Here is a 21,464-nt window from a genome sequence, read left to right as displayed (position 1 = left end):
ACAAGGCCCGCGGCCCGGCGGGTCAGCGGGAGGTCGCCTCGGCTTCGACGTTCGTGCCGTCGGGTGCGGACGAGGCGCGCACACCCACGAAGACCGAGTTGTTGCGCATCATCCGGCTGTCGTCGTCGTCACCCAGGAGGGCCGCGCGGAGCCCGTCGACGTCGTGTGTGCGCAGCAGGGCGTTCCACCGGTCGACCGCCTGGCGCGCGCCGCCCTGCGTCTGCTCACGCTTGCGCGGCACGTTCTGCAGGGCCCGCGTGATGACGTAGAGCGGTTCGGTGAGCAGCAGCTCGGCCACATCCTTGTGCTGGACGAGCTTCTTCTGATCGTTGCGCGACATCCTGACCTCCGCATCCATCCTGCCCGACGACGTCTCAGGGTGGAGCAGGGTGTGCATGAATCGTGTTCCAGAAACCGAAAAACCCCCGGGAGACCGGGGGTTTTCTTCGGTGCGCGATACTGGGATCGAACCAGTGACCTCTTCCGTGTCAGGGAAGCGCGCTACCGCTGCGCCAATCGCGCCTGTACAGGCTGTTCAGTTATAGGCGAGGTGGCGACGGGATTCGAACCCGTGTAAACGGCTTTGCAGGCCGGTGCCTAGCCGCTCGGCCACGCCACCATGTGTGGTTCGACCCACGTGACGTGATCTTCCGTGAAGAAGACCACCGCACTCGAGCGGATGACGAGATTCGAACTCGCGACCCTCACCTTGGCAAGGTGATGCGCTACCACTGCGCTACATCCGCATTTCGTTCCCGATCTCTCGGGCACTTGTTAAACATTAGCCCAACTCCGGCGACGCGCAAAACCGATGACGGCCCGCGCGTGTCCACCCTCCCGTGTCGGCAGCACCCGATCACATCCGGTATGCTCGATTTTCGGCCCCTCGGGGCTACGGGCGATTGGCGCAGTTGGTAGCGCGCTTCCTTCACACGGAAGAGGTCGTGGGTTCAAGTCCCGCATCGCCCACCACGAACCCTCGATTTCTCGGGGGTTTTCGTGTTTCTCCGGCTCTGTTCGGCCGCATTCGTAGAATGGGCTGGATGGAGAACGACCTGGCCGTACGGATCGTGCTGCTCGTCGTGATGGCGGGGTCGGGTCTCCTGCTCATCTGGATGGCCCGCGCGACGGCCTCGGGCCGATTGAAGCGGAACGCGATCGCGGGTATCCGCATCCCGAGCACCATGGCGAGCGAAGAGGCGTGGCTGGCCGCCCACATCCGCGCGAAGCGGGCCACGATGATCGCCGGCATCTCGTCCGTCGCAACCGGGTTCCTCGCGCTCCTCCCGGTGCCCGCGCCGGTTCTTGCGGCGGTGGTCCTCGTCGGCTGCGGGATGATGCTCGGCTTCGTGCTCTACGGAGCGCGCGTCGGCGGTCGAGCAGCGAAGACGGTCTCAGCCGAGTCGGACGGCTGATCGAGCGCGTCCGGCGGCGCCTGGCGTCACACGTAGCGGATGTTGAGGAGCTGCCATCCGTCCGGGATCTTCGCGTCGAGCGCCGCACGATCGTCGGCTTCGATCTCGTGCACGGGCCCGCGGGCGGCGAAGGTGCCGGTCGACGAGAACCGCGCCGTGCCCTTGATGAGGTTCGCGGTCGTCTGCACCAGGTCCCAGCCCTCGGGACGGAACGGCTCGAGCTGCTCGGTGATGTCGGCGAGAGAAGAGCCCTCCACCTCTGCGGTGGTGGTTTCCTTCGGGCGGATGAGACCGATCAGCATGCGACCAGCGTATGCCGCCGCGCGCGGTGGACCGACAAGGCGCTGCCCGTCACGCCCGCATCCGCGCGAGGCGATGTCGGATGGTGCCCTGCACGGGGCGCCACGACCGATGAGCGTCGATCCATCCCGGCGCGCGCACCCACGGCACGCCCTCTCGCATCTCGATCTGCCACCCGCCGGTCTCGATGGTCGAGTGGTGCCGCCAGCACAGCAACACGCCGTTGTCGGTGTGCGTCGGCCCGCCGCGGGCGTGGGCGCTCACGTGGTGCACCTCACACCACGCCGCCGCGACATGGCACCCGGGGATGATGCATTCGCCGTCTCGCGCGGCGATCGCCCGCCGCTGATGCGCGCCGAAGATCCGCTGCGGGACGCCGATCTCGATGATCCGCCCCGCCTGGTCGAACACGACGCGCTGCACCGCTCCGGCGCACCCCGCGTGGCGTGCCACCGCGGTCGCGACGGGAATCTCGCCCTCGTCGCCTGACACGAATGCCGCACCGCCCTCACGGGCGAGTTCATCGGCGGACACGGTGACCACGAGCGTGGGCGCCGCTCCCCCGATCTGCGGCGCGGCGGCATGCCCCGCGGCGACGGTAAGGATGCCGGCGAACGAGTCGTGGCGCCGCTGCGCCGGCGAGCGGTGGTCGACGTCGGCGGCGATGCCGTCGAGACCCTCCTCGGCCGCCTCCACGAACGTCGGCCCGACCGGCGACCCGGCGTAGGCATCGAGCACGCGCCGAAGCTGCGCCGCCACCTCGGGCAGCAATCCCGCCTGCACGCTCACCAGGCCGTCCCGCACCCGCCCGATCGTGAGACCCCGCCGTCGATCGGCCGGCGCCGCATCCGGAGCAGCGCCGTCGGGGTCGAGGAAGAGGGCCCATGCCTGCGCCATGACCCGCACCTCGTCGGCCGACGCCGCGGGTGCCCCCGTCCCGCCGGCCGCGGCGCCCACCAGCTCGGCCTCCGCTACGCCGATCGCATCGGAGGCGACATCACGGTCCACGACGGGACCGAGTTCGCCCACGATCGCCACCGCGGCATCGACCGACACCCTGCCGTCTTCGACCGCGCGGCGCAGGATGGGGAATCCGCCGGGCAGCATCTCGCCCGACAGCGACCACGTCGCCCGCATCGCGGAGGCCGCGCGCATCCGACCACGCGCCGTCTGGCAGGAGATCAGCCCGGCGCGCTCCAGCACCTCGCCCGGGCTCCGGCACCCCCGACGCGCGTCCATCCGCTCCGGGCCGAGAGCCGGCCGGGAGCGCTCCGCCACCTCGCCCGCCACCAGGACGCGCGCACCGTCGACGACCCGCCCGAGCGCCTCGGCCGTCTGCACGAGGGCGAGCAGATCATCCTCGGGCAGCGCGGCCAGCGACGCCGCATCGACCGGCAGGGCCGCACGCAACTGCGCGACCAGCTCCCCCACCCGATCACTCTGCGTTGCGTCCGACATACCCCTATTCTGCCGACCCCCTCCGACATTCCCCCGTCGACAAAACCCCGGTCGGCGCGCACAAATGCGCCGAATGAATCCCGCAGGACGCGTCCCGGATGTGCGCTCGTCAGCGCCAGCCGTACCGCGCTCGGAGAACAGCGGCGACACGCTCGAAACGCGCCCGATCGAGCGCGGATCCCTCGCGGCGCAGCCCCTGACGATGCACGGAGTAGAGCTGATCCACATCCGCCCACGACGGACGCCGCTGCGGGTCCCAGCCGCCGGCCCCGATCGACACATATCCGGTGTCGGATGCGTGGGGCTTGCTGGTCAGCTTCACCGCGTACACACGGTCGCGCCCGTGCCGGGAGACCACGAGCACGGGACGGTCCTTGCCTCGGCCGTCGTGCTCGGCGTAGGGAACCCAGGTCCAGACGACCTCGCCGCCGTCGGGGAGGGCGTCGGCGCGCGGTTCGTAGACCAGGCGCAGTCGCCCCACGGCGTGCGGATCGACCTCGCGCGTGACCGCGGCCGCGGCGGCGGCCCGACGCGGCGCGACGACGCGCAGCAGCGATCGTCCGAGGAACGACATCACACCCACGGCGTCCCCCTGCCCGCCCGACCCGTGACCCCGCTCACCCGGAACCGGCCTCAGGCGTGCGTGAGCGCGATCAGGCGCGAGATCGCGCGCAGGTACTTCTTGCGGTATCCGCCCGCCAGCATCTCGTCGCCGAAGACCTCGTGCAGCGGCACACCGGTCGCCCGGATGGGGATCTGCGCGTCGTATGCGCGGTCGACGAACGCCACCAGACGCAGCGCCGCGGACTGATCCGTCAGCACGTGCACGTCACGCAGACCGATCGTCGTCAGGCCGTCGAGCAGCCGCAGGTAGCGCGAGGGGTGCACGGCGGCGAGGTGGCGCACGAGCGCCGTGAAGTCGTCGTCGGACGCCAGCCCGGACGCGGCCGCCTCCGCGATCGCCTCGTCGTACGCGGCGGGCTCCAGCGAGACCGCGTGACCGTCGACGGCACGCTGGCGGTAGTCGACGCCGTCGATGCGCAGGGTCTCGAAGCTGTCGGACATCGCGCTGATCTCGCGCAGGAAGTCCTGCGCGGCGAAACGGCCCTCACCCAGCGCGTTCGGCGGGGTGTTGGACGTCGCGGCGAGCTTCGTGCCGGTCTTCACGAGCTCGGCGAGCAGACGCGTCATCACCATCGTGTCGCCGGGATCGTCGAGCTCGAACTCGTCGATGCACAACAGGTCCGCCCCGCGGAACAGCTCGACGGTCTTCTGGTAGCCCAGCGCACCCACGAGCGCCGTGTACTCGATGAACGACCCGAAGTACTTCCGTCGCGCCGGCATCGCGTGGTAGATCGACGCGAGCAGGTGGGTCTTCCCGACGCCGAACCCGCCGTCCAGATACATCCCGGGCTTGCGCTCGACGACCTTGGGGGCGCGTCGGAAGAGTCCGCGCCGCGGCGCCTCGGCACCGCCGAGCGCGAACGCCACGAGAGCGTCCTTCGCCTCCTGCTGCGAGGGATAGGCGTCGTCGGTGCGGTAGGAGTCGAAGCTCGCGTCGGCGAACTGCGGCGGCGGCGCGAGGGCTGCGACCATCTCCGCCCCCGAGACCTGAGGGGATCGATCCGTCAGCTTGACGACGACGGTCGGATGCGCGGTGGATGTCATGCCTGGGATCCTGTGTCACCTGGTTACGAGAAGGATGCGCGAGCGTCCGGGCGAACCTAGGGTCGGAGCTGGCGGCTACCACCCTACGCGGTAGCCCCTTCCCGACCGAACAGGAGCTTCCCGTGCCCGTCGACCTCGATTCCACGTCCGACAAGTTCGCGGCCTACGCCCACCCCGAGCGTCTGGTCACGACCGAATGGCTCGAAGAACGACTCGGTCAGCCGGGCCTGGTCGTGGTCGAATCCGACGAGGACGTGCTGCTGTACGAGACGGGCCACATCCCGGGCGCCGTCAAGGTCGACTGGCACACCGAGCTCAACGACCCGGTCGTCCGCGACTACGTCGACGGCGCCGGTTTCGCCGCTCTCCTGGGCGGCAAGGGCATCAGCCGCGACGACACCGTCGTCATCTACGGCGACAAGAACAACTGGTGGGCCGCGTACGCCCTGTGGGTCTTCTCGCTCTTCGGCCACGAGGACGTCCGTCTTCTCGACGGCGGCCGCGACCGCTGGATCGCCGAAGGCCGTCCCCTCACGACCGACAAGACGACCCGCCCCGCTGTCGAGTACCCCGTGGTCGAGCGCGACGACAGCACGCTGCGCGCCTACAAGGAGGACGTGCTCGCCCACCTCGGCAACCCGCTGATCGACGTGCGCTCCCCCGAGGAGTACAGCGGTGAGCGCACGACCGCCCCCGCCTACCCGGAAGAGGGCGCCCTGCGGGCCGGCCACATCCCCACCGCCCAGAGCGTGCCGTGGGCGCGCGCAGTCGCCGAGGACGGGACGTTCAAGGACCGCGCCGCACTCGACGCCGTCTACCGCGAGGGCGCCGGTCTCGCCGACGGCGACGCGGTCGTCGCCTACTGCCGCATCGGTGAGCGATCGAGCCACACCTGGTTCGTGCTGAAGCACCTGCTGGGCTTCGACGACGTGCGCAACTACGACGGTTCCTGGACCGAGTGGGGCAGCGCCGTGCGTGTCCCGATCGTCCAGGGCGCCGCAGCGGGCGAACTGCCGCGCTGACGGACGCGCCGCATGCCAGAATGTGGCGGATGAGCGACAGCGTCCTTCCGCAGAGTCTCGCCGAGATCCGCGACGAATTCCTGGCCCTCGACGAGCCCGAACGCCTGCAGCTGCTGCTGGAGTTCTCGCAGGAGCTCCCGCCGGTCCCCGCCGAGTACGACGGTCACCCCGAACTCTGCGAACGCGTCGCCGAGTGCCAGTCCCCCGTGTACATCGTGGTGGATGTGGATGCCGACGGCATCGTCGCGATGCACGCGACCGCGCCGCCCGAGGCCCCGACGACGCGCGGCTTCGCCAGCATCCTGGCGCAGGGGATCACCGGTCTCACCGCCGACGCCGTCCTCGCCATCCCCGACGACTTCCCGCAGAGCATCGGACTCACCCGGGCGGTCTCGCCCCTGCGGATCGCGGGGATGACGGGCATGCTGCTGCGCGCCAAGCGACAGGTGCGGCAGAAGCGGGCGGCGTGACGCCGTGCTGGTGACCCGCGTCATCCCCCAGCCGACGATCCGTCACGACATCGATTCGGCGGACGGGCTCGCCTGGCTCGAGAACGAGTACGCGCCGCCCGAGGGCGGCTACGTCCGGCTCAACATGATCACCTCGCTCACCGGCACGGCGAGCGGCAGCGACGGCACGAGCGAGACGCTCTCGAGCCCGGTCGACCGACGCATCCTCGGCGTCATCCGCGCGGCGAGCGACGTGGTCGTGGTCGGAGCGGCGACCGTCCGCGCCGAACGCTACATCGCGCCCCGCCGCACGCGTCTGGCGATCGTGACGAGCACGGGCGACCTCGGCGACGTGAGCTTCGCCGAGGAGGACCGCGACCGGGTCGTGCTGGTGGCCGACACCACCCACGCGTCGGCTGTGGAGCGCGCGGGCTCGGCCCTGGGCATCGACACCGTGGTCGCCGACGCGGCGGAGCTCTCCCCCGCCGCGATCCTCACAGCCCTCGCCACCCGCGACTGGACCCGGGTCGTCTGCGAGGGCGGCCCGTCACTGGCCGGGCAGTTCGCCGAGGCCCGGTGCATCGACGAGTTCTGCCTGTCGCTGGCGCCGCAGTTCACTCCCCCGGGCACACCGCTCCTCGGTCACGCCGCCGACATCCGCCTCGCTCCCCCGCACGCGATGCTGGTGGACGACGCGGGCTTCAGCTACCTGCGTTCGCGTCCTCACGCGTGAGCGACCGCTCCCGCAGCCACTCCCGGATGCGACCCGTCCAGCGCTGCTCGTCGTAGTTCCACAGCTTCGTGTGGCGCGCGGTGTCGAAGACCTCGAGCTCGACGAGGTCAGGGCGCGCGGCCTGCAGGTCGTGCGAGGCGTCGGAGGGCACGAAGCCGTCGTCGTCGCTGTGCAGGATGAGCGTGGGGTGGCGCAGCTCGCCGGCACGGGCGACCACATCCAACCGGTCGAATGGGATCGGGTGCCCGGTGCGGGTGAACGCGGTGCCCCAGTCCGACTCCAACGCCGAGAGGGCGACCTGGGTCACGGACTTGGGCAGGTTCATCGCCTTGGCCTGATAGTCGAGCACGACACGCCAGTCGATGACCGGCGAGTCCAGCACGATGCCCGCCAGCATGTCGCGGTGCGCCGAGCTGAGCGCCAGCTGCAGCGCGATCGCGCCGCCCATCGACCACCCCATGAGCACGATGCGACGGGCGCCGTTGCGCCGCGCGAAGCCGATGGCGGCGTCGACATCGCGCCACTCCGTCGAGCCGAGGCCGTAGGTGCCGGTGCGGCTGCGAGGAGCCTCGCCGTCGTTGCGGTACGACACGATGAGCGTCGTGATGCCGAGACCGTGCATCAACGGCACCGCCCGCAGGCACTCGGCGCGGGTGGTGCCGCGCCCGTGGATCTGGATGCACCACACGTCGGTGGCCTCGGCGGCGGGGAACAGCCAGGCCGGGCACGGTCCGACGGCGGAGCCGATGAGCTGCGAGGTGAAGGGCAGCTGCAGCTGCTCGGGCCGGTCGTAGTACCAACCGCTGAACGCCGCCTCGGCCGACAGATGCGCGTCCGAGGACACATGGGTCAGCAGCTTGCGCTTGACCCCCTCCTCGTTCTCGGCCAGGACGCTGCCGAGCTTGACGTAGTCCTCGCTGCCGCGCGTGAAGAGGCCGTAGCGCCCGGGCAGCGACGTGTCGTCGTTGCGCTCGAGCGTGATCGTCTGCGACGCCGGATCCAACGCGAGGATGCGGGTGTCGGCGCGACGCGCGGCCGGGGTGACGACACGGCGGGCGACGCGGATGGCGACGCCTCCGAGGAGGGCGGAAGTGAGAGCTGTCGCTGCCCCGAGACCGACGACGGTTCCCTTGAGCAGGGTCCGAAGCACCGGTGAGGCGCCACGACGGGCGGCGCGCCTGGAGTCCATCATGGTGCCTTCACTCTAGTCTGTCGCCGTGGCCCACGACCGTCCCGCCTCCGGCTCGCCGCTCGATCTCGCCGTGGCGGAGCTGGCTGCGGTGACGTTCCGCGACGACCTGACGGTGCGCGAGATCCCCGCGCCCACCGGTCTCGCCCCCTCCTCCTACGCGCTGGCCGGCGACGTGCGCCCCGAGCCCGGCGCGCACGAGTCGCTGTACGGCACCGGGCGCTTCCTGCTGCTCCACGACCTGTCAGAGCCGGAACCGTGGGGCGGCCCCTGGCGTATCGTGTGTTTCGCACAGGCGCCGCTGGACGCGGACATCGGAGCGGATCCGTTGGTCGCGGATGTGGCCTGGAGCTGGTTGGTGGACGCCCTCGCCTCACGCGGCGCGCGCTACCAAGCCGCGTCGGGAACGGCGACCAAGACCCTCTCCAAGGGGTTCGGATCGCTCGCCGCCGAGGGCGATGGCGCCCAGATCGAACTGCGTGCCTCCTGGTCGCCCACCGGCGACCTCGGCGACCACGTCGAGGCCTGGGCAGAATTGGTGTGCATGCTCGCGGGACTCCCCCCGGGCTCGGAGGGGATCGAGCAGATCCGTGGAAGGGGAACGGCACGTGCCTGAGTATCCCGTCATCGCCGACGATGCTGGTCTGATCGCGGCGGCGGAGGAACTCGCCGCAGGTCACGGTCCTTTCGCCGTCGACGTCGAGCGCGCCTCCGGATTCCGCTACTCGCAGCGGGCCTACCTCGTGCAGATCCACCGCCGCGGCGCCGGGGTCTACCTGCTCGACCCCCCGGCGCTGACGGCGTTCGCCGAGCTCCAGGACGTCCTGCGCACCGACGAGTGGGTTCTCCACGCCGCCAGCCAGGACCTCCCCTCGCTCCGCGAGATCGGTCTCGAGCCGCCGCGCATCTTCGACACCGAGCTCGCGGCACGGCTGCTCGGACACGACCGGGTCGGTCTCGGCGCCGTCGTCGAGGCGACCCTGGGCATCACCCTCGCGAAGGCGCACTCCGCGGCCGACTGGTCGACGCGCCCCCTCCCCCAGTCGTGGCTCGAGTACGCCGCCCTCGACGTCCTGCACCTGCCGGACGTGCGCGACGCCCTCGCCGCCGAGCTCGTGGAGCAGGGCAAGGTCGAGATCGCGGCCGAGGAGTTCCAGGCCGTCCTCGACCGCCCCCTCAAGCCCGCCCGTGTGGATCCGTGGCGTCGGCTGAGCGGCCTCCACACCCTCCGCGGCCGCCGCAACTTCGCGATCGCGCGCGAGCTCTGGCAGGCCCGCGAGGACTTCGCCATCGCGCAGGACGTCTCCCCGGGGCGCCTCGTCCCGGACCGCGCCCTCGTGGCGGCCATCGCCGCCGCGCCCGACAGCAAGCGCGCGCTCGCATCCATCAAGGACTTCACCGGACGCGCCAGCCGATCCGAGCTCGACCGCTGGTGGGCGGCCATCGAGCGCGGGCGCGCCACATCCGATCTGCCGTTCGAGCGGGTGAGCTCCGATACCCTCCCGCCGCCGCGTGCGTGGATCGATCGCAACCCCGAGGCCGACGCGCGTCTGAAGGCAGCGCGACCCGTCGTCGAGGAGCGCGCGGTCGATCTGACCATGCCGACCGAGAATCTCCTCACGCCCGAGCTGCTGCGGCGCGTGGCGTGGGAGCCGCCGGAGCCCGCGACGGCCGAGGCCATCGGCGAGGCGCTCGCGACCCTGGGTGCGCGCTCCTGGCAGATACGAGAAACCGCACAGTTGATCGCCGATGCTTTTGTGGATTCCGTGCAAGAGCCCGCGAGCGAGACGGAAACCGCTTCGTAGGTTCGACCCAACCGTTTCTTCCGGCTCGGGGGCGCTCTCTACGTTGGGAGAAACCCCGATCATTGGAGGCAGAGTGGCCGAGATTTCGGACGTCTACTTCGTCGACGGCATGCGCACACCCTTCGGGCGCGCCGGCGAAAAAGGCATGTACTGGAACACCCGCGCGGACGACCTCGTCGTCAAGGCGATCATGGGCGTCATGGCCCGCAACCCCGAGGTGCCCGGCGAGCGGGTGGATGACGTGGCGATCGCCGCGACCAGCCAGACCGGCGACCAGGGTCTGACGCTCGGGCGATCGGCGGCGATCCTGGCGGGCCTGCCGATGACCGTCCCCGGCTTCGCGATCGACCGGATGTGCGCGGGCGCCATGACGAGCGTCACCACGATGGCCGCCTCCATCGGCGTGGGCATGTACGACGTCGCCCTCGCCGGCGGCGTCGAGCACATGGGGCACCACCCCATCGGCGCCAACTCCGACCCGAACCCGCGCTTCGTCGCCGAGAAGCTCGTCGACCCGGGCGCCCTCAACATGGGCGTCACGGCGGAGCGCATCTTCGACCGTTTCCCGCACCTCACCAAGGAGCGCAGCGACCGGTTCGGCATGCGGAGCCAGCAGAAGGCGCAGGCCGCGTACGACGCCGGCGTCATCCAGCCCGACCTCGTCCCGGTCGCCACCAAGGGTGCCGACGGCGCCTGGGGGCTCGCAACGGAGGATGAGGGCCGGCGCCCCGAGACCACGATGGAGGGGCTCGCACAGCTCAAGACGCCCTTCCGCCCGCACGGGCGCGTGACGGCAGGAACGTCGTCGCCCCTCACCGACGGCGCCACGATGGGCCTGCTGGCCGGTGGAACCGCGGTCAAGGAGCTGGGACTCGTCCCCAAGATGCGTCTCGTGTCGTTCGCCTTCGCGGGCGTCCAGCCGGAGATCATGGGCATCGGCCCGATCCCGGCCACCGAGAAGGCCCTGCGCCGCGCCGGGCTGACGATCGACGACATCGGCCTGTTCGAGCTGAACGAGGCCTTCGCCATCCAGGTCATCTCGCTGCTGGACCACTTCGGCATCGCCGACGACGACCCGCGCGTGAACCCCTGGGGCGGCGCGATCGCGCTCGGGCACCCGCTGGCGGCCTCGGGCGTGCGGTTGATGATCCAGCTCGCCGCGCAGTTCCGGGAGCGCCCGGACGTGCGGTACGGGCTCACCGCGATGTGCGTGGGTCTGGGACAGGGCGGCTCCGTCATCTGGGAGAACCCCTACTTCGACGGCAAGAAGAAGCGGAAGTGACCGGCGCCATGACCTCTTACGACTCGGTCGATTTCTCCCCGCTCGACGCCTTCACCGACGACGAGGTGATCACGCACTCCCCCGTGCGCGATGTGCGCCTTCCGTCGGGGCGCATCCTGGCCCTCATCACCCTCGACAACGGCCGCGACCACACCCGGCCCAACACCCTCGGACCCGCCACGCTCAAAGAGCTGGGCGAGACCCTCGCGACCCTCGCGGCCCGTGCGGCCGCGGGCGAGATCCACGCGGTCGGCATCACCGGCAAGCAGTACATCCTCGCGGCGGGCGCCGACCTGTCGGATGTGGCGCATGTCCCCTCCCGCGAGATCGCCAAGCTCATCGCGCAGCGCGGGCATCAGGTGCTGGGCTCGCTGTCCGAGCTCGGCGTGCCCTCGTTCGCGTTCGTGAACGGCCTCGCGCTGGGCGGCGGTGTCGAGATCGCGCTCAACGCGACCTACCGGACGGTGGATGCGTCCGCCGCGGCCATCGCGCTGCCCGAGGTGTTCCTCGGCATCATCCCCGGATGGGGCGGCGCCTACCTGCTGCCGAACCTCATCGGCATCGAGAACGCGCTCGAGGTCGTCGTCTCGAATCCGCTCAAGCAGAACCGCACGCTGAAGCCCCAGCAGGCGTTCGACCTCGGCATGTTCGACGCGATCTTCCCGCCCGCCACGTTCCTCGAGCGGTCGCTCGCGTGGGCGGACGGCGTGCTCGATGGCGCGGTGAAGGTCGAGCGTAAGAACGAGCCGGGCAAGATCGAGCGGCTCACCAAGTGGCCCATCGCGATCAAGATGGCGCGCGGCATGCTCGAGAGCAAGATCGGCACGGTGCCCCGCTCGCCGTACGTCGCCCTGGATCTTCTCGAGAAGGCCCGCGGCGGCACGAAGGCCGAGGGATTCGCACGCGAGGACGACGCGCTCGCCGACCTCGTGGTCGGCGACCAGTTCGCGGCCTCGATGTATGCGTTCGATCTGGTGCAGAAGCGCGCCAAGCGCCCGGTCGGCGCCCCCGACAAGGCGCTCGCCAAGAAGGTCACGAAGGTGGGCGTCATCGGCGCCGGCCTCATGGCCAGCCAGTTCGCACTGCTGTTCGTCCGTCGCCTGCGGGTCCCGGTGCTCATCACCGACCTCGATCAGGCACGCGTCGACAAGGGCGTCGCCCACATCCACGACGAGATCGGCAAGCTCGAGGCGAAGGGGCGTCTCGACGCCGACACCGCCAACCAGCTGCGCGGCCTCGTGCGCGGGACGACCGACAAGAGCGAGTACGCCGACTGCGACTTCGTCATCGAAGCCGTCTTCGAAGAGGTGGGCGTCAAGCAGCAGGTGTTCGCGGACATCGAGGCGGTCGTCGCCGACGACGCCATCCTCGCGACCAACACCTCCTCGCTGTCGGTGGCCGAGATCGGTTCGACGCTCGCGCACCCCGAGCGGCTCGTCGGATTCCACTTCTTCAACCCCGTGGCCGTGATGCCGCTCATCGAGATCGTCAAGACCGACGCGACGTCGGAGGCGGCGCTGTCGACCGCGTTCGTCGTGGCGAAGGGGCTCGGGAAGAACGCGGTGCTCACCGCGGACGCACCCGGCTTCGTGGTCAACCGGCTGCTCGCCAAGGTCATGGGCGAGGCGGCTCGTGCGGTCTACGAGGGCACGCCGCTGCTCACGGTCGAGAAGGCGTTCGCGCCGCTGGGGCTGCCGATGACGCCGTTCCAGCTGATCGACCTGGTGGGGTGGAAGGTGGCCGCGCACGTGCAGGACACCATGGCCACCGCGTTCCCCGACCGGTTCTTCGCGTCCGAGAACTTCCACCAGCTGGCGGAGCTGCCCGAGGTCGTGGAGAAGGACAAGAGCGGCCGGGTCACCGGCTGGACGAAGGCCGCCGAGAAGGTCCTGAAGGGCGCCGTGGGATCGACCCCCGCGGGAGCGGATGAGATCCTCCGCCGCGTGCAGGACGGCTTGGCGCAGGAGATCCGCATCATGCTGGACGACGAGGTCGTGCCGGAGGTCGAGGACATCGACCTGTGCCTCATCCTGGGGGCCGGCTGGCCGTTCATCGACGGCGGTGCGTCGGTCTACCTCGACCGCGAAGGCGCCTCCGAGCGCGTGTCGGGCGACGCGTTCCACCACCCGCCCATCCGCGGCGTCGCCGCGCGCTGAGCGCACACGCAGAAGGCCGGTCCCTCAGGGGCCGGCCTTCTGCGTGTGGCGGTGGCGATGCGGACGCGCGTCAGGCGCTGTCGCCGGCGCCCCAGGCGGCCGCGACCGAGTCGATCTCGCCGGTGTCGTCGACCGCCGGCCGGGCGACGGGGATCCGGGTGCCCAGCACCTGGGCGACGATGTCCTGCGCGATCTTGGATGCGGTGAGCCCCGCATCCGTCAGGATCTGGTCGCGCGTGGCGTGGTCGATGAACTCATCGGGCAGTCCGAGCTCGTCCACGGCCGTGTCGACGCCGTTCTCACGCAGCACCTGGCGGATCCGCGTGCCGATGCCGCCGACGCGGATGCCGTCCTCGATCGTGATGACCAGGCGGTGGGAGGCGGCGAGGTCCACGAGCGACGACGCGACCGGAACCACCCACCGGGGATCGACGACGGTGGCACCGATCCCCTGCGCCGTCAGGCGCTCCCGCACCTCCATCGCGAGATGCGCCATCGGTCCGATGCCGACCAGCAGCACATCGGCGGATGCGGACGCCGCGAGGATGTCGACGCCGTCGTGCAGGCGCTCGACGGCCGGGAGCTCGACGCCCACGGCGCCCTTGGGGTAGCGCAGGACCGTGGGCGCATCGTCAACGGCCACCGCCTCGCGGAGGGCTTCGCGCAGCCGGGCGTCGTCACGGGGAGCGGCGATGCGGATGTGCGGGATGAGCTGCAGCATCGCGAGGTCCCAGATGCCGTGGTGGCTCGGGCCGTCGGGTCCCGTCACGCCGGCCCGATCGAGCACGAACGTCACCCCCGCGCGGTGCAGCGCCACATCCATGAGCACCTGATCGAACGCACGGTTCATGAACGTCGCGTAGATCGCGACGACGGGATGCAGCCCGCCGTAGGCGAGGCCGGCAGCGGATGCCGCGGCATGCTGCTCGGCGATGCCGACGTCGTAGACGCGGTCGGGGTACTTCTCGGCGAAGGGAAGGAGCCCGGTGGGGCGGAGCATCGCGGCGGTCACCGCGATCACGTCGCGTCGCTCGTCGCCGATGCGCACGAGTTCCTCGGCGAACACATCGGTCCATGCGGTTCCCGCGTCGGAGCCGATCGTCTGCCCGGTGGACGGATCGATCCGGCCGACGGCGTGGAACTGGTCGGCCTCGTCATCGCGCGCGGGCTGGAAGCCCCGCCCCTTCTCGGTGATGACGTGCACGATCACCGGGGCGCCGTAGTTCTTCGCGAGCTCGAGCGTCTCGAGCAGCGCGGGCAGATCGTGCCCGTCGATCGGACCGAGGTACTTGATGTCCAGATTCGAGTACAGCGCCGCGTTGTTGGTGAACCGCGACAGGAATCCCCGCGTCCCGCCGCGCACCCCGCGGTACACGGCGCGCGCCGCCGGACCGAGCCGGGTGAACAGGTTGCGCGATCCGCGATGCAGGCTCTCGTACGCGTCGGTGGTGCGCACGCGGTTGAGGTAGCGCGCCATGCCGCCGATCGTGGGTGCGTACGAGCGTCCGTTGTCGTTGACGACGATCACGAGATTGCGGTCGTTGTCGTCGGAGATGTTGTTGAGCGCTTCCCACGTCATGCCGCCGGTGAGCGCGCCGTCTCCCACGACGGCGACGACGTGACGGTCGCGCCGCCCGGTCTGCGCGAAGGCGCGCGAGATGCCGTCCGCCCAGCTCAGCGAGCTGGAGGCGTGCGAGGACTCGACGATGTCGTGCGGGCTCTCGGACCGCTGCGGGTACCCGGCCAATCCCCCGCGGGAGCGCAGCGCCGAGAAGTCCTGGCGCCCGGTGAGCAGCTTGTGGACGTACGACTGATGCCCGGTGTCGAAGACGATCGGGTCGTTCGGCGAGTCGAACGTGCGGTGGAGCGCGATCGTCAGCTCGACCACGCCCAGGTTCGGCCCCAGGTGACCGCCCGTGCGTGCCACGTTCTCGATGAGGAACGCGCGCACTTCGGCGGCGAGCTGACCGAGCTGCTCGGGCGAGAGCGACCGCAGCTCGTGCGGGCCGCCAAGAGACGGGAGCAAAGACATGCGGTCCCCTTTTCCGCGACGGACGATCCGTCCAGTCTAGCTTCGGGCGGGCACCCCGGCCGGTAGCGCCGATCAGGTCTCGCGCAGCACCGCCGGCATCGCCTTGCCGCGAACGACGAGAGCCGGCCTCCGACAGGAGACCGGCTCTCGAACGGATGCGGTGGGTCAGACCAGCGACCGCAGCACGTACTGCAGGATGCCGCCGTTGCGGTAGTAGTCCGCCTCTCCGGGGGTGTCGATGCGCACCACCGCGTCGAACGCGACGGTCTGCTTGCCCTCGGCCGAGAACTCGCTCGGCTCCGCGGTCACCCGCACGGTCTTGGGCGTGACGCCCTCGTTGAGCTGCTCGAGTCCCGTGATCGAGATGATCTCGGTGCCGTCCAGGCCCAGCGACTCCCAGCTCTCGCCGGCGGGGAACTGCAGCGGCACGACGCCCATGCCGATGAGGTTCGAGCGGTGGATGCGCTCGAAGCTCTCGGTGATGACGGCCTTGACGCCCAGGAGGCTGGTGCCCTTGGCCGCCCAGTCGCGCGACGAGCCGGAGCCGTACTCCTTGCCGCCGAAGACGACCAGCGGCGTGCCCTGGTCGGCGTAGTTCTGGCACGCGTCGTAGATGTACGACTGCGGGCCGCCGGGCTGCGTGAAGTCACGCGTGAAGCCGCCCTCGACCACCGCTCCGTCGTTGACCGCGCTGACCAGCGCGTTCTTCAGGCGGATGTTCGCGAACGTGCCGCGGATCATGATCTCGTGGTTGCCGCGACGCGAGCCGTAGGAGTTGAAGTCCTTCTGCGCCACGCCGTGCTCGGTCAGGTACTGCGCGGCGGGCGTGCCCGCCTTGATGTTGCCGGCCGGGCTGATGTGGTCGGTCGTGACCGAGTCGCCCAGCGTCGCCATGACGCGCGCGCCCGTGATGTCGGAGACCGGGGTCAGCTCCATCGACATGCCGTCGAAGTATGGCGCCTTGCGCACGTAGGTGGAGTCGGCATCCCACTCGAAGACCGGGCCGGTGGGCGTCGGCAGGTTCTGCCAGCGCTCGTCGCCGTCGAAGACCGTCGCGTACTGCTTGATGAACTGCTCGCGCGAGATCGACGAGTCGATCACGGACTGCACCTCGTCGGTCGAGGGCCAGATGTCCTTCAGGAAGACGTCGTCGCCGTTCTGGTCCTTGCCCAGCGCATCGGTCTCGAAGTCGAAGTTCATCGACCCGGCCAGCGCGTACGCCACGACCAGCGGCGGAGAGGCGAGGTAGTTCATCTTCACATCGGGGCTGATGCGACCCTCGAAGTTGCGGTTGCCCGAGAGGACGGCCGTGACGGCGAGGTCGTTGTCGTTGATCGCCGCCGAGACCTCTTCGATGAGGGGTCCCGAGTTGCCGATGCAGATCGTGCAGCCGTAGCCGACGGTGTAGAAGCCGAGGCCCTCGAGCGACTTGTCGAGGCCGGACTTCTCGTAGTAGTCGGTGACGACCTTCGAGCCCGGGCCGAGCGTGGTCTTGACCCACGGCTTCTGCTTGAGGCCCTTCTCGACGGCGTTGCGTGCGAGCAGGCCCGCCGCGAGCATCACCGACGGGTTCGACGTGTTGGTGCACGACGTGATCGCCGCGAGCGTGACCGCGCCGTTGTCGAGGATGTACGGCGCGCCCTCGGGCGGGGTGACGCGGACGGGCTTGGATGCCGCGGCGGGTCCCCCGCTCGAGATCAGGATCTCGCCGGTGTGGACGTGCTCGTCACCGGGCACGGAACCGGGGTCGGAGGCCGGGAAGGACTGCTCCGACTCGAGGTCGACCATCGAGTGCGACGTCGCCGCGGCGGCGTAGTTGAGGATGTCCTTCTCGAACTGCTCCTTGGCCTCGGAGAGGAGGATGCGGTCCTGCGGGCGCTTCGGTCCGGCGATCGAGGGCACGACCGTCGACAGGTCCAGCTCCATGTACTCGCTGAAGGCGATCTCGCGGTCGGCGTCGTGCCAGAGCGACTGCGCCTTGGCGTAGGCCTCGACGAGCGCGAGGTTCTCGTCGCTGCGGCCGGTGAGACGCAGGTACTCGATCGTCACGTCGTCGATGGGGAACATCGCCGCGGTGGAGCCGAACTCCGGGCTCATGTTGCCGATGGTGGCGCGGTTGGCCAGCGGCACCGAGGCCACGCCCTCGCCGTAGAACTCCACGAACTTGCCGACGACGCCGTGCTTGCGCAGCATGTCGGTGATGGTGAGCACGACGTCGGTCGCGGTCACGCCGGCGGGGATCTCGCCGGTGAGCTTGAAGCCGACGACGCGCGGGATGAGCATCGAGACCGGCTGGCCCAGCATGGCGGCCTCGGCCTCGATGCCGCCGACGCCCCATCCGAGCACGCCCAGACCGTTGACCATCGTGGTGTGGGAGTCGGTGCCGACGCAGGTGTCGGGGTAGGCCCGCAGCACGCCGTCGACCGAGCGGTCGTAGATGACCTTCGCGAGGTGCTCGATGTTGACCTGGTGGACGATGCCGGTGCCCGGGGGGACGACCTTGAAGTCGTCGAACGCCGTCTGGCCCCATCGCAGGAACTGGTACCGCTCGCCGTTGCGCTCGTACTCGATCTCGACGTTGCGCTCGAGCGCGTTCTCGGAGCCGAAGAGGTCGGCGATGACCGAGTGGTCGATCACCATCTCGGCGGGCGAGAGCGGGTTGATCTTGTTCGGGTCGCCGCCGAGGGCGGTCACGGCCTCGCGCATCGTGGCGAGGTCGACGATGCAGGGCACGCCGGTGAAGTCCTGCATGACGACGCGCGCCGGCGAGAACTGGATCTCGGTGTCGGGTTCGGCGTCGGGGTTCCACGAGCCGAGCGCCTGGATCTGCTCCTTGGTCACGTTCGCACCGTCTTCGGTGCGCAGGAGGTTCTCGAGGAGCACCTTGAGGCTGAAGGGGAGCTTCTCGTAGCCGGGGACCGTCTCGATCCGGAAGATCTCGTAGTCGGTGCTGCCGACCGTCAGGGTGCTCTTGGCACCGAAGCTGTCAACCGTGGACACGTGTGTCTCCTTCGTCGGCGAGGACGGGCGTCGTCGCGGGGCCCGATGAGATCATCTTTCCCTGCGTCTCGGAACGCTGGCTAGGAAGGCAAGCCTTACCCGCGAACCCGCAAATTTATCTCGATGTCGAGATAAATCCTATCACTCCGACGCGGTGTCTTCGCGGGCCGCGCGACCCGCCCCGGATCGCGCGTGGACGGCACGCACCGTCAGCCAGGTCACCGCGATGAGGGGGGCGAACAGGGGCAGCCCCATGGCGATCTTGAGCGTGCCGAGCAGCGCGACGGCGCTTTCGCGGTTGGCCGGATCGAGCGAGCTCAGGTAGATCGGCAGTTGCACGGCCAGGCGCGCCGCGAACAGACCCGCCCAGGCGATCGTGAGCCAGAAGTAGGTCCGACGCTTGCGCCGGTCGGCGCGCCACGCGGTGCCCTCCCCCAGCAGGTAGCCGGCGGCGAGGCCGATGATCGGCCAGCCGATGAGGGCGGAGACGAGCATCGCGAGACCGTAGCCCGCGTTCGTGAGGAGACCCGGCACGAAGTTGTCGGAGGGGTTGCCCGTGATGAGCGCGAGGATGGCGGCGACGGATGCCGCGATGAGCCCGCCGATCGCGGCCGACGGCGGCGACTTCTGCAGGAGGCGGATGACCGTGAAGACCGCGGCGACGCCCACCGACACCACGAGCGAGAGCACGAGCTCGGTCGTGACCGTGTACACGACCACGAACAGCAGGCTCGGCAGGACCGACTCGACGACGCCGCGCCATCCGCCCATGGCACGCCAGACGACGTGCCCGGTGCTGGCCTCCTGCGCGGGGTCGAGGCCCGCACGGCGCGCGGCCGCCCCCAGGGCCGAGCCGAGCACCTCGGATGCCGAGGGCTCGCGGGGAGGGACGAGCCGGGGATCGGGCTCGGGGGTCTCGGGCGAACTCACGCGCTGCCCGGCGTGGCCGGCATCTTCAGCGGGATGAGGTCGCGCGGCGGCATGGGAGACCCGCCCCGCACGACGACGAGGGAACGGAAGAGGTCCTCGACCTGCGCCGCCGCCTCCACGCTGGATGTCGCGGCGCCGCCGATGACGCCGCGGAGGAACCATCGCGGGCCGTCGATGCCCACGAAGCGCGCGAGGCGCTTGCTGCCGGAGGTGGCGTCGCCGCCGACCGTCACGGGCACCTCGGCCAGCAGCTCGGGCCCGAGCGGGCCTTCGCGCTCCTCGACGCGTCCGCCCTGCTGACGCACCTGCTGGCGGATCTGCTCGCGCGTCTCCTCCCAAAGCCCCGTCGAGCGCGGCGCGGCGAACGCCTGCACCTGGAGCGTCGAGTCGGCGTAGTCGAGACCGACGGCGACGATGCGCTTGGTCTGTTCCTCGACCTCGAGCCGCAGGTTCAGGCCCTCGCGCGGCAGCACCTTGATGGCACCGAGATCGATGTAGGGGCGGACCGGGTTGACCTCGGACTCGTCGAAGGGACCGTCGACGGCCCGGTCGGCGGGAGCCGACTTGGCCGCGGGCTCGAGGGATGCGTCGCTCATCGGGGTGTCCTCGCAGATGTGTCGTAACCGGTGGATCCGAATCCGCCGTCGCCGCGCACGCTGTCGGGCAGCTCGTCGACGGGGAGGAAACGGACGCGCGGGACGGGCATCACGATGAGTTGCGCGATGCGGTCGCCCGCGGTGATCTGGTAGTCGTTCATGGCGTCGGTGTTCAGCAGCGCGACCTTGATCTCGCCGCGGTACCCGGCGTCGATCGTGCCCGGGGAGTTCACGATCGTGATGCCGTGCTTGGCGGCCAGACCGCTGCGGGGAACCACGAAGGCGGCGTACCCGTCGGGCAGCGCGATACGCACGCCGGTGCCGACGAGGGCGCGCTGGCCCGCACCGAGCAGGACGGTCTCCGCGGAGATCAGGTCGGCACCCGCATCGCCCGGGTGGGCGTAGGAGGGCGCGACGGGCGCGATAATGGGGACGTCCACGCTTTCGGCCACCTCACGAGGGTAATGCAGATCATGCACTCCGACACCGCCCCCTATCGGGAACGGCTCAGCCCGTCTCTGTGGGCTCTCGCCGCCGCGGCCGTCTGCGCCCCGATGGTGGCGCTGGTCCTCACACCGTTCGACCGCACGCTGGCTCTCGTCGCCGGCGGGGTCGTGGGTGCTCTCATCGTCTGGGCGCTCATCGCGAGCTCGCCCTCCATCCGCGTCGATGACGGGATGCTGCACGCCGGTCGCGCCCGCATCCCTGTCGATCTGCTGGGAGAACCGGTGGCGCTGACCGGAGACGAGGCGCGCGCGGCGCGGGGAACACTGCTCGACCCGCGCTCGTGGCTGCTCGTCCGGGGAGGTGTGGACGGGCTGGTGGTCGTCCCCGTGCGGGACGACGACGACCCCACCCCGTCCTGGGTGTTGTCGACGCGGACGCCGGACCGTTTGGCCGCGGCGCTGCGCCGGGCGCGGACTACGCCGCGCACTCCACACAGATAGCGCCCAGAGCCTCGTCGTGGTCGATCTGCGAGCGGTGCTTCACCAGGAAGCAGCTGACGCAGGTGAACTCGTCCTCCTGCGGAGGCAGGACGACGACGTCGAGCTCGATGTCCGAGAGGTCGGCGCCGGGCAGTTCGAAGCCCGAGGGGTTGTCGGCGTCCTCGACGTCGACCGAACCGGACATCTTGTCGGGGACTCGCTCCTTGAGCGCCTCGATCGACTCGCTGTCATCCTCGGTCTTGCGGGGGGCGTCGTAATCCGTAGCCATTCTTCTCGTGTCTCTTTTGTGTCGCGTGTGGTGCGTCCGCCTGTCGGCGGGCGGCGATAGTTTGCATGACCGTTCGGCATTTCGCAAATGCGGCGCCCGGGAGCCGGGACCAGGTCTGCACGCGGTCAAACTCGCGCCACGCGCGCGATATTCCCGCCGCCCGCCGTACCGTGTGACAGCATGGGCGCACACGGCGGCAGGAGGCGTGTGACGT

The 21,464-nt window shown here is 70.2% G+C and carries 21 protein-coding genes and 4 tRNA genes; 10 read left to right on the top strand and 15 right to left on the bottom strand.

All coding sequences use genetic code 11. From position 1 onward, the window contains the following. Window positions 1–22: 22 nt before the first annotated feature. The 4 genes from AB0N73_RS01000 to AB0N73_RS00985 all read right to left on the bottom strand — a co-directional run bounded on the left by AB0N73_RS01000 (window position 23) and on the right by AB0N73_RS00985 (window position 746). Window positions 23–340, bottom strand: a complete 318-nt coding sequence (locus AB0N73_RS01000; RefSeq protein ID WP_363559417.1) for a hypothetical protein — start codon at window positions 338–340, stop codon at window positions 23–25. 110 nt (window positions 341–450) lie between these two features. Further along, window positions 451–522, bottom strand: a tRNA-Val gene (locus AB0N73_RS00995). A 26-nt stretch (window positions 523–548) separates the two neighbouring features. After that, window positions 549–619 (bottom strand) — tRNA-Cys (locus AB0N73_RS00990). A gap of 55 nt (window positions 620–674) precedes the next feature. Then, window positions 675–746, bottom strand: a tRNA-Gly gene (locus AB0N73_RS00985). Between the two features lie 150 nt (window positions 747–896). Here AB0N73_RS00985 and AB0N73_RS00980 point away from each other — a divergent pair. Further along, window positions 897–972: transfer RNA gene (locus AB0N73_RS00980), tRNA-Val, on the top strand. A gap of 71 nt (window positions 973–1,043) precedes the next feature. After that, on the top strand, window positions 1,044–1,415 hold the full coding sequence (locus AB0N73_RS00975; RefSeq protein ID WP_363559415.1) for an SdpI family protein: 372 nt from the start codon (window positions 1,044–1,046) through the stop codon (window positions 1,413–1,415). Between the two features lie 26 nt (window positions 1,416–1,441). On the opposite strand, the gene AB0N73_RS00970 is transcribed toward AB0N73_RS00975, so the two are convergent. The 4 genes from AB0N73_RS00970 to zapE all read right to left on the bottom strand — a co-directional run bounded on the left by AB0N73_RS00970 (window position 1,442) and on the right by zapE (window position 4,841). After that, window positions 1,442–1,717: a hypothetical protein gene (locus tag AB0N73_RS00970; protein ID WP_363559413.1), complete on the bottom strand. Its 276-nt coding sequence runs from the start codon at window positions 1,715–1,717 to the stop codon at window positions 1,442–1,444. Window positions 1,718–1,766: 49 nt separating this feature from the next. Beyond that, window positions 1,767–3,173, bottom strand: a complete 1,407-nt coding sequence (locus tag AB0N73_RS00965) for a DUF222 domain-containing protein (protein WP_363559411.1) — start codon at window positions 3,171–3,173, stop codon at window positions 1,767–1,769. A 109-nt stretch (window positions 3,174–3,282) separates the two neighbouring features. Further along, window positions 3,283–3,747, bottom strand: coding sequence for a type II toxin-antitoxin system PemK/MazF family toxin (locus tag AB0N73_RS00960; RefSeq protein WP_363559490.1), 465 nt, complete (start codon window positions 3,745–3,747; stop codon window positions 3,283–3,285). Window positions 3,748–3,806: 59 nt separating this feature from the next. After that, a complete protein-coding gene (gene zapE, locus AB0N73_RS00955; RefSeq protein ID WP_363559409.1) occupies window positions 3,807–4,841 on the bottom strand; it encodes a cell division protein ZapE in 1,035 nt (344 codons plus the stop codon). Between the two features lie 122 nt (window positions 4,842–4,963). On the opposite strand from zapE, the gene AB0N73_RS00950 reads away from it, so the two are divergent. From AB0N73_RS00950 to AB0N73_RS00940, 3 genes are read left to right on the top strand one after another with little or no spacing between them, the layout of a single operon-like run. Continuing rightward, on the top strand, window positions 4,964–5,863 hold the full coding sequence (locus tag AB0N73_RS00950) for a sulfurtransferase (protein WP_363559407.1): 900 nt from the start codon (window positions 4,964–4,966) through the stop codon (window positions 5,861–5,863). A gap of 29 nt (window positions 5,864–5,892) precedes the next feature. Further along, a complete protein-coding gene (locus AB0N73_RS00945) occupies window positions 5,893–6,333 on the top strand; it encodes a SufE family protein (RefSeq protein WP_363559405.1) in 441 nt (146 codons plus the stop codon). A 10-nt stretch (window positions 6,334–6,343) separates the two neighbouring features. After that, window positions 6,344–7,045, top strand: a complete 702-nt coding sequence (locus AB0N73_RS00940; protein ID WP_363559403.1) for a dihydrofolate reductase family protein — start codon at window positions 6,344–6,346, stop codon at window positions 7,043–7,045. Here the strand turns inward: AB0N73_RS00940 and AB0N73_RS00935 are convergent. Beyond that, complete coding sequence (locus tag AB0N73_RS00935) at window positions 7,014–8,237, bottom strand: alpha/beta fold hydrolase (protein ID WP_363559401.1); 1,224 nt, start codon at window positions 8,235–8,237, stop codon at window positions 7,014–7,016. The genes AB0N73_RS00940 and AB0N73_RS00935 overlap by 32 nt on opposite strands. A 25-nt stretch (window positions 8,238–8,262) precedes the next feature. On the opposite strand from AB0N73_RS00935, the gene AB0N73_RS00930 reads away from it, so the two are divergent. The 4 genes from AB0N73_RS00930 to AB0N73_RS00915 all read left to right on the top strand — a co-directional run bounded on the left by AB0N73_RS00930 (window position 8,263) and on the right by AB0N73_RS00915 (window position 13,477). Next, on the top strand, window positions 8,263–8,850 hold the full coding sequence (locus AB0N73_RS00930) for a DUF3000 domain-containing protein (protein WP_363559399.1): 588 nt from the start codon (window positions 8,263–8,265) through the stop codon (window positions 8,848–8,850). After that, window positions 8,843–10,039: an HRDC domain-containing protein gene (locus tag AB0N73_RS00925; protein WP_363559397.1), complete on the top strand. Its 1,197-nt coding sequence runs from the start codon at window positions 8,843–8,845 to the stop codon at window positions 10,037–10,039. The genes AB0N73_RS00930 and AB0N73_RS00925 overlap by 8 nt, the downstream gene beginning before the upstream one ends. 73 nt (window positions 10,040–10,112) lie before the next feature. Beyond that, the gene (locus tag AB0N73_RS00920) at window positions 10,113–11,321 is read left to right on the top strand and encodes a thiolase family protein (protein ID WP_363559395.1); all 1,209 of its coding nucleotides are present in this window, start codon (window positions 10,113–10,115) and stop codon (window positions 11,319–11,321) included. Window positions 11,322–11,329: 8 nt separating this feature from the next. After that, window positions 11,330–13,477 carry a 3-hydroxyacyl-CoA dehydrogenase NAD-binding domain-containing protein gene (locus AB0N73_RS00915; protein WP_363559488.1) on the top strand — a complete coding sequence of 716 codons (2,148 nt, stop codon included), beginning with the start codon at window positions 11,330–11,332 and terminating at the stop codon, window positions 13,475–13,477. Window positions 13,478–13,547: 70 nt separating this feature from the next. Here the strand turns inward: AB0N73_RS00915 and dxs are convergent, their stop codons facing one another. From dxs to dut, 5 genes are all read right to left on the bottom strand, one after another. Further along, window positions 13,548–15,509 carry a 1-deoxy-D-xylulose-5-phosphate synthase gene (dxs, locus tag AB0N73_RS00910; RefSeq protein ID WP_363559393.1) on the bottom strand — a complete coding sequence of 654 codons (1,962 nt, stop codon included), beginning with the start codon at window positions 15,507–15,509 and terminating at the stop codon, window positions 13,548–13,550. A 165-nt stretch (window positions 15,510–15,674) separates the two neighbouring features. Then, window positions 15,675–18,509 (bottom strand): aconitate hydratase AcnA, encoded by a 2,835-nt coding sequence (gene acnA, locus AB0N73_RS00905; RefSeq protein ID WP_363559391.1) that lies wholly within the window; start codon window positions 18,507–18,509, stop codon window positions 15,675–15,677. 141 nt (window positions 18,510–18,650) lie between these two features. Beyond that, the gene (locus tag AB0N73_RS00900) at window positions 18,651–19,439 is read right to left on the bottom strand and encodes a DUF3159 domain-containing protein (RefSeq protein WP_363559389.1); all 789 of its coding nucleotides are present in this window, start codon (window positions 19,437–19,439) and stop codon (window positions 18,651–18,653) included. Further along, a complete protein-coding gene (locus tag AB0N73_RS00895) occupies window positions 19,436–20,035 on the bottom strand; it encodes a DUF3710 domain-containing protein (RefSeq protein WP_363559387.1) in 600 nt (199 codons plus the stop codon). The genes AB0N73_RS00900 and AB0N73_RS00895 overlap by 4 nt, the downstream gene beginning before the upstream one ends. Beyond that, complete coding sequence (dut, locus tag AB0N73_RS00890) at window positions 20,032–20,487, bottom strand: dUTP diphosphatase (RefSeq protein WP_363559385.1); 456 nt, start codon at window positions 20,485–20,487, stop codon at window positions 20,032–20,034. Before dut ends, AB0N73_RS00895 begins: the two co-directional genes overlap by 4 nt. Before the next feature lie 21 nt (window positions 20,488–20,508). Between dut and AB0N73_RS00885 the strand changes: the two genes are divergently transcribed. Beyond that, window positions 20,509–20,982: a DUF3093 family protein gene (locus AB0N73_RS00885; protein WP_363559383.1), complete on the top strand. Its 474-nt coding sequence runs from the start codon at window positions 20,509–20,511 to the stop codon at window positions 20,980–20,982. Here the strand turns inward: AB0N73_RS00885 and AB0N73_RS00880 are convergent. Next, window positions 20,957–21,250: a DUF4193 domain-containing protein gene (locus AB0N73_RS00880; protein WP_363559381.1), complete on the bottom strand. Its 294-nt coding sequence runs from the start codon at window positions 21,248–21,250 to the stop codon at window positions 20,957–20,959. The two genes, AB0N73_RS00885 and AB0N73_RS00880, sit on opposite strands and share 26 nt — an antisense overlap. Between the last annotated feature and the right edge of the window lie 214 nt (window positions 21,251–21,464).

The organism is Microbacterium sp. NPDC089189 (assembly GCF_040685095.1).
Taxonomy (GTDB): Bacteria; Actinomycetota; Actinomycetes; order Actinomycetales; family Microbacteriaceae; genus Microbacterium.
This window is presented reverse-complemented; position numbering and strand designations above follow the sequence as displayed.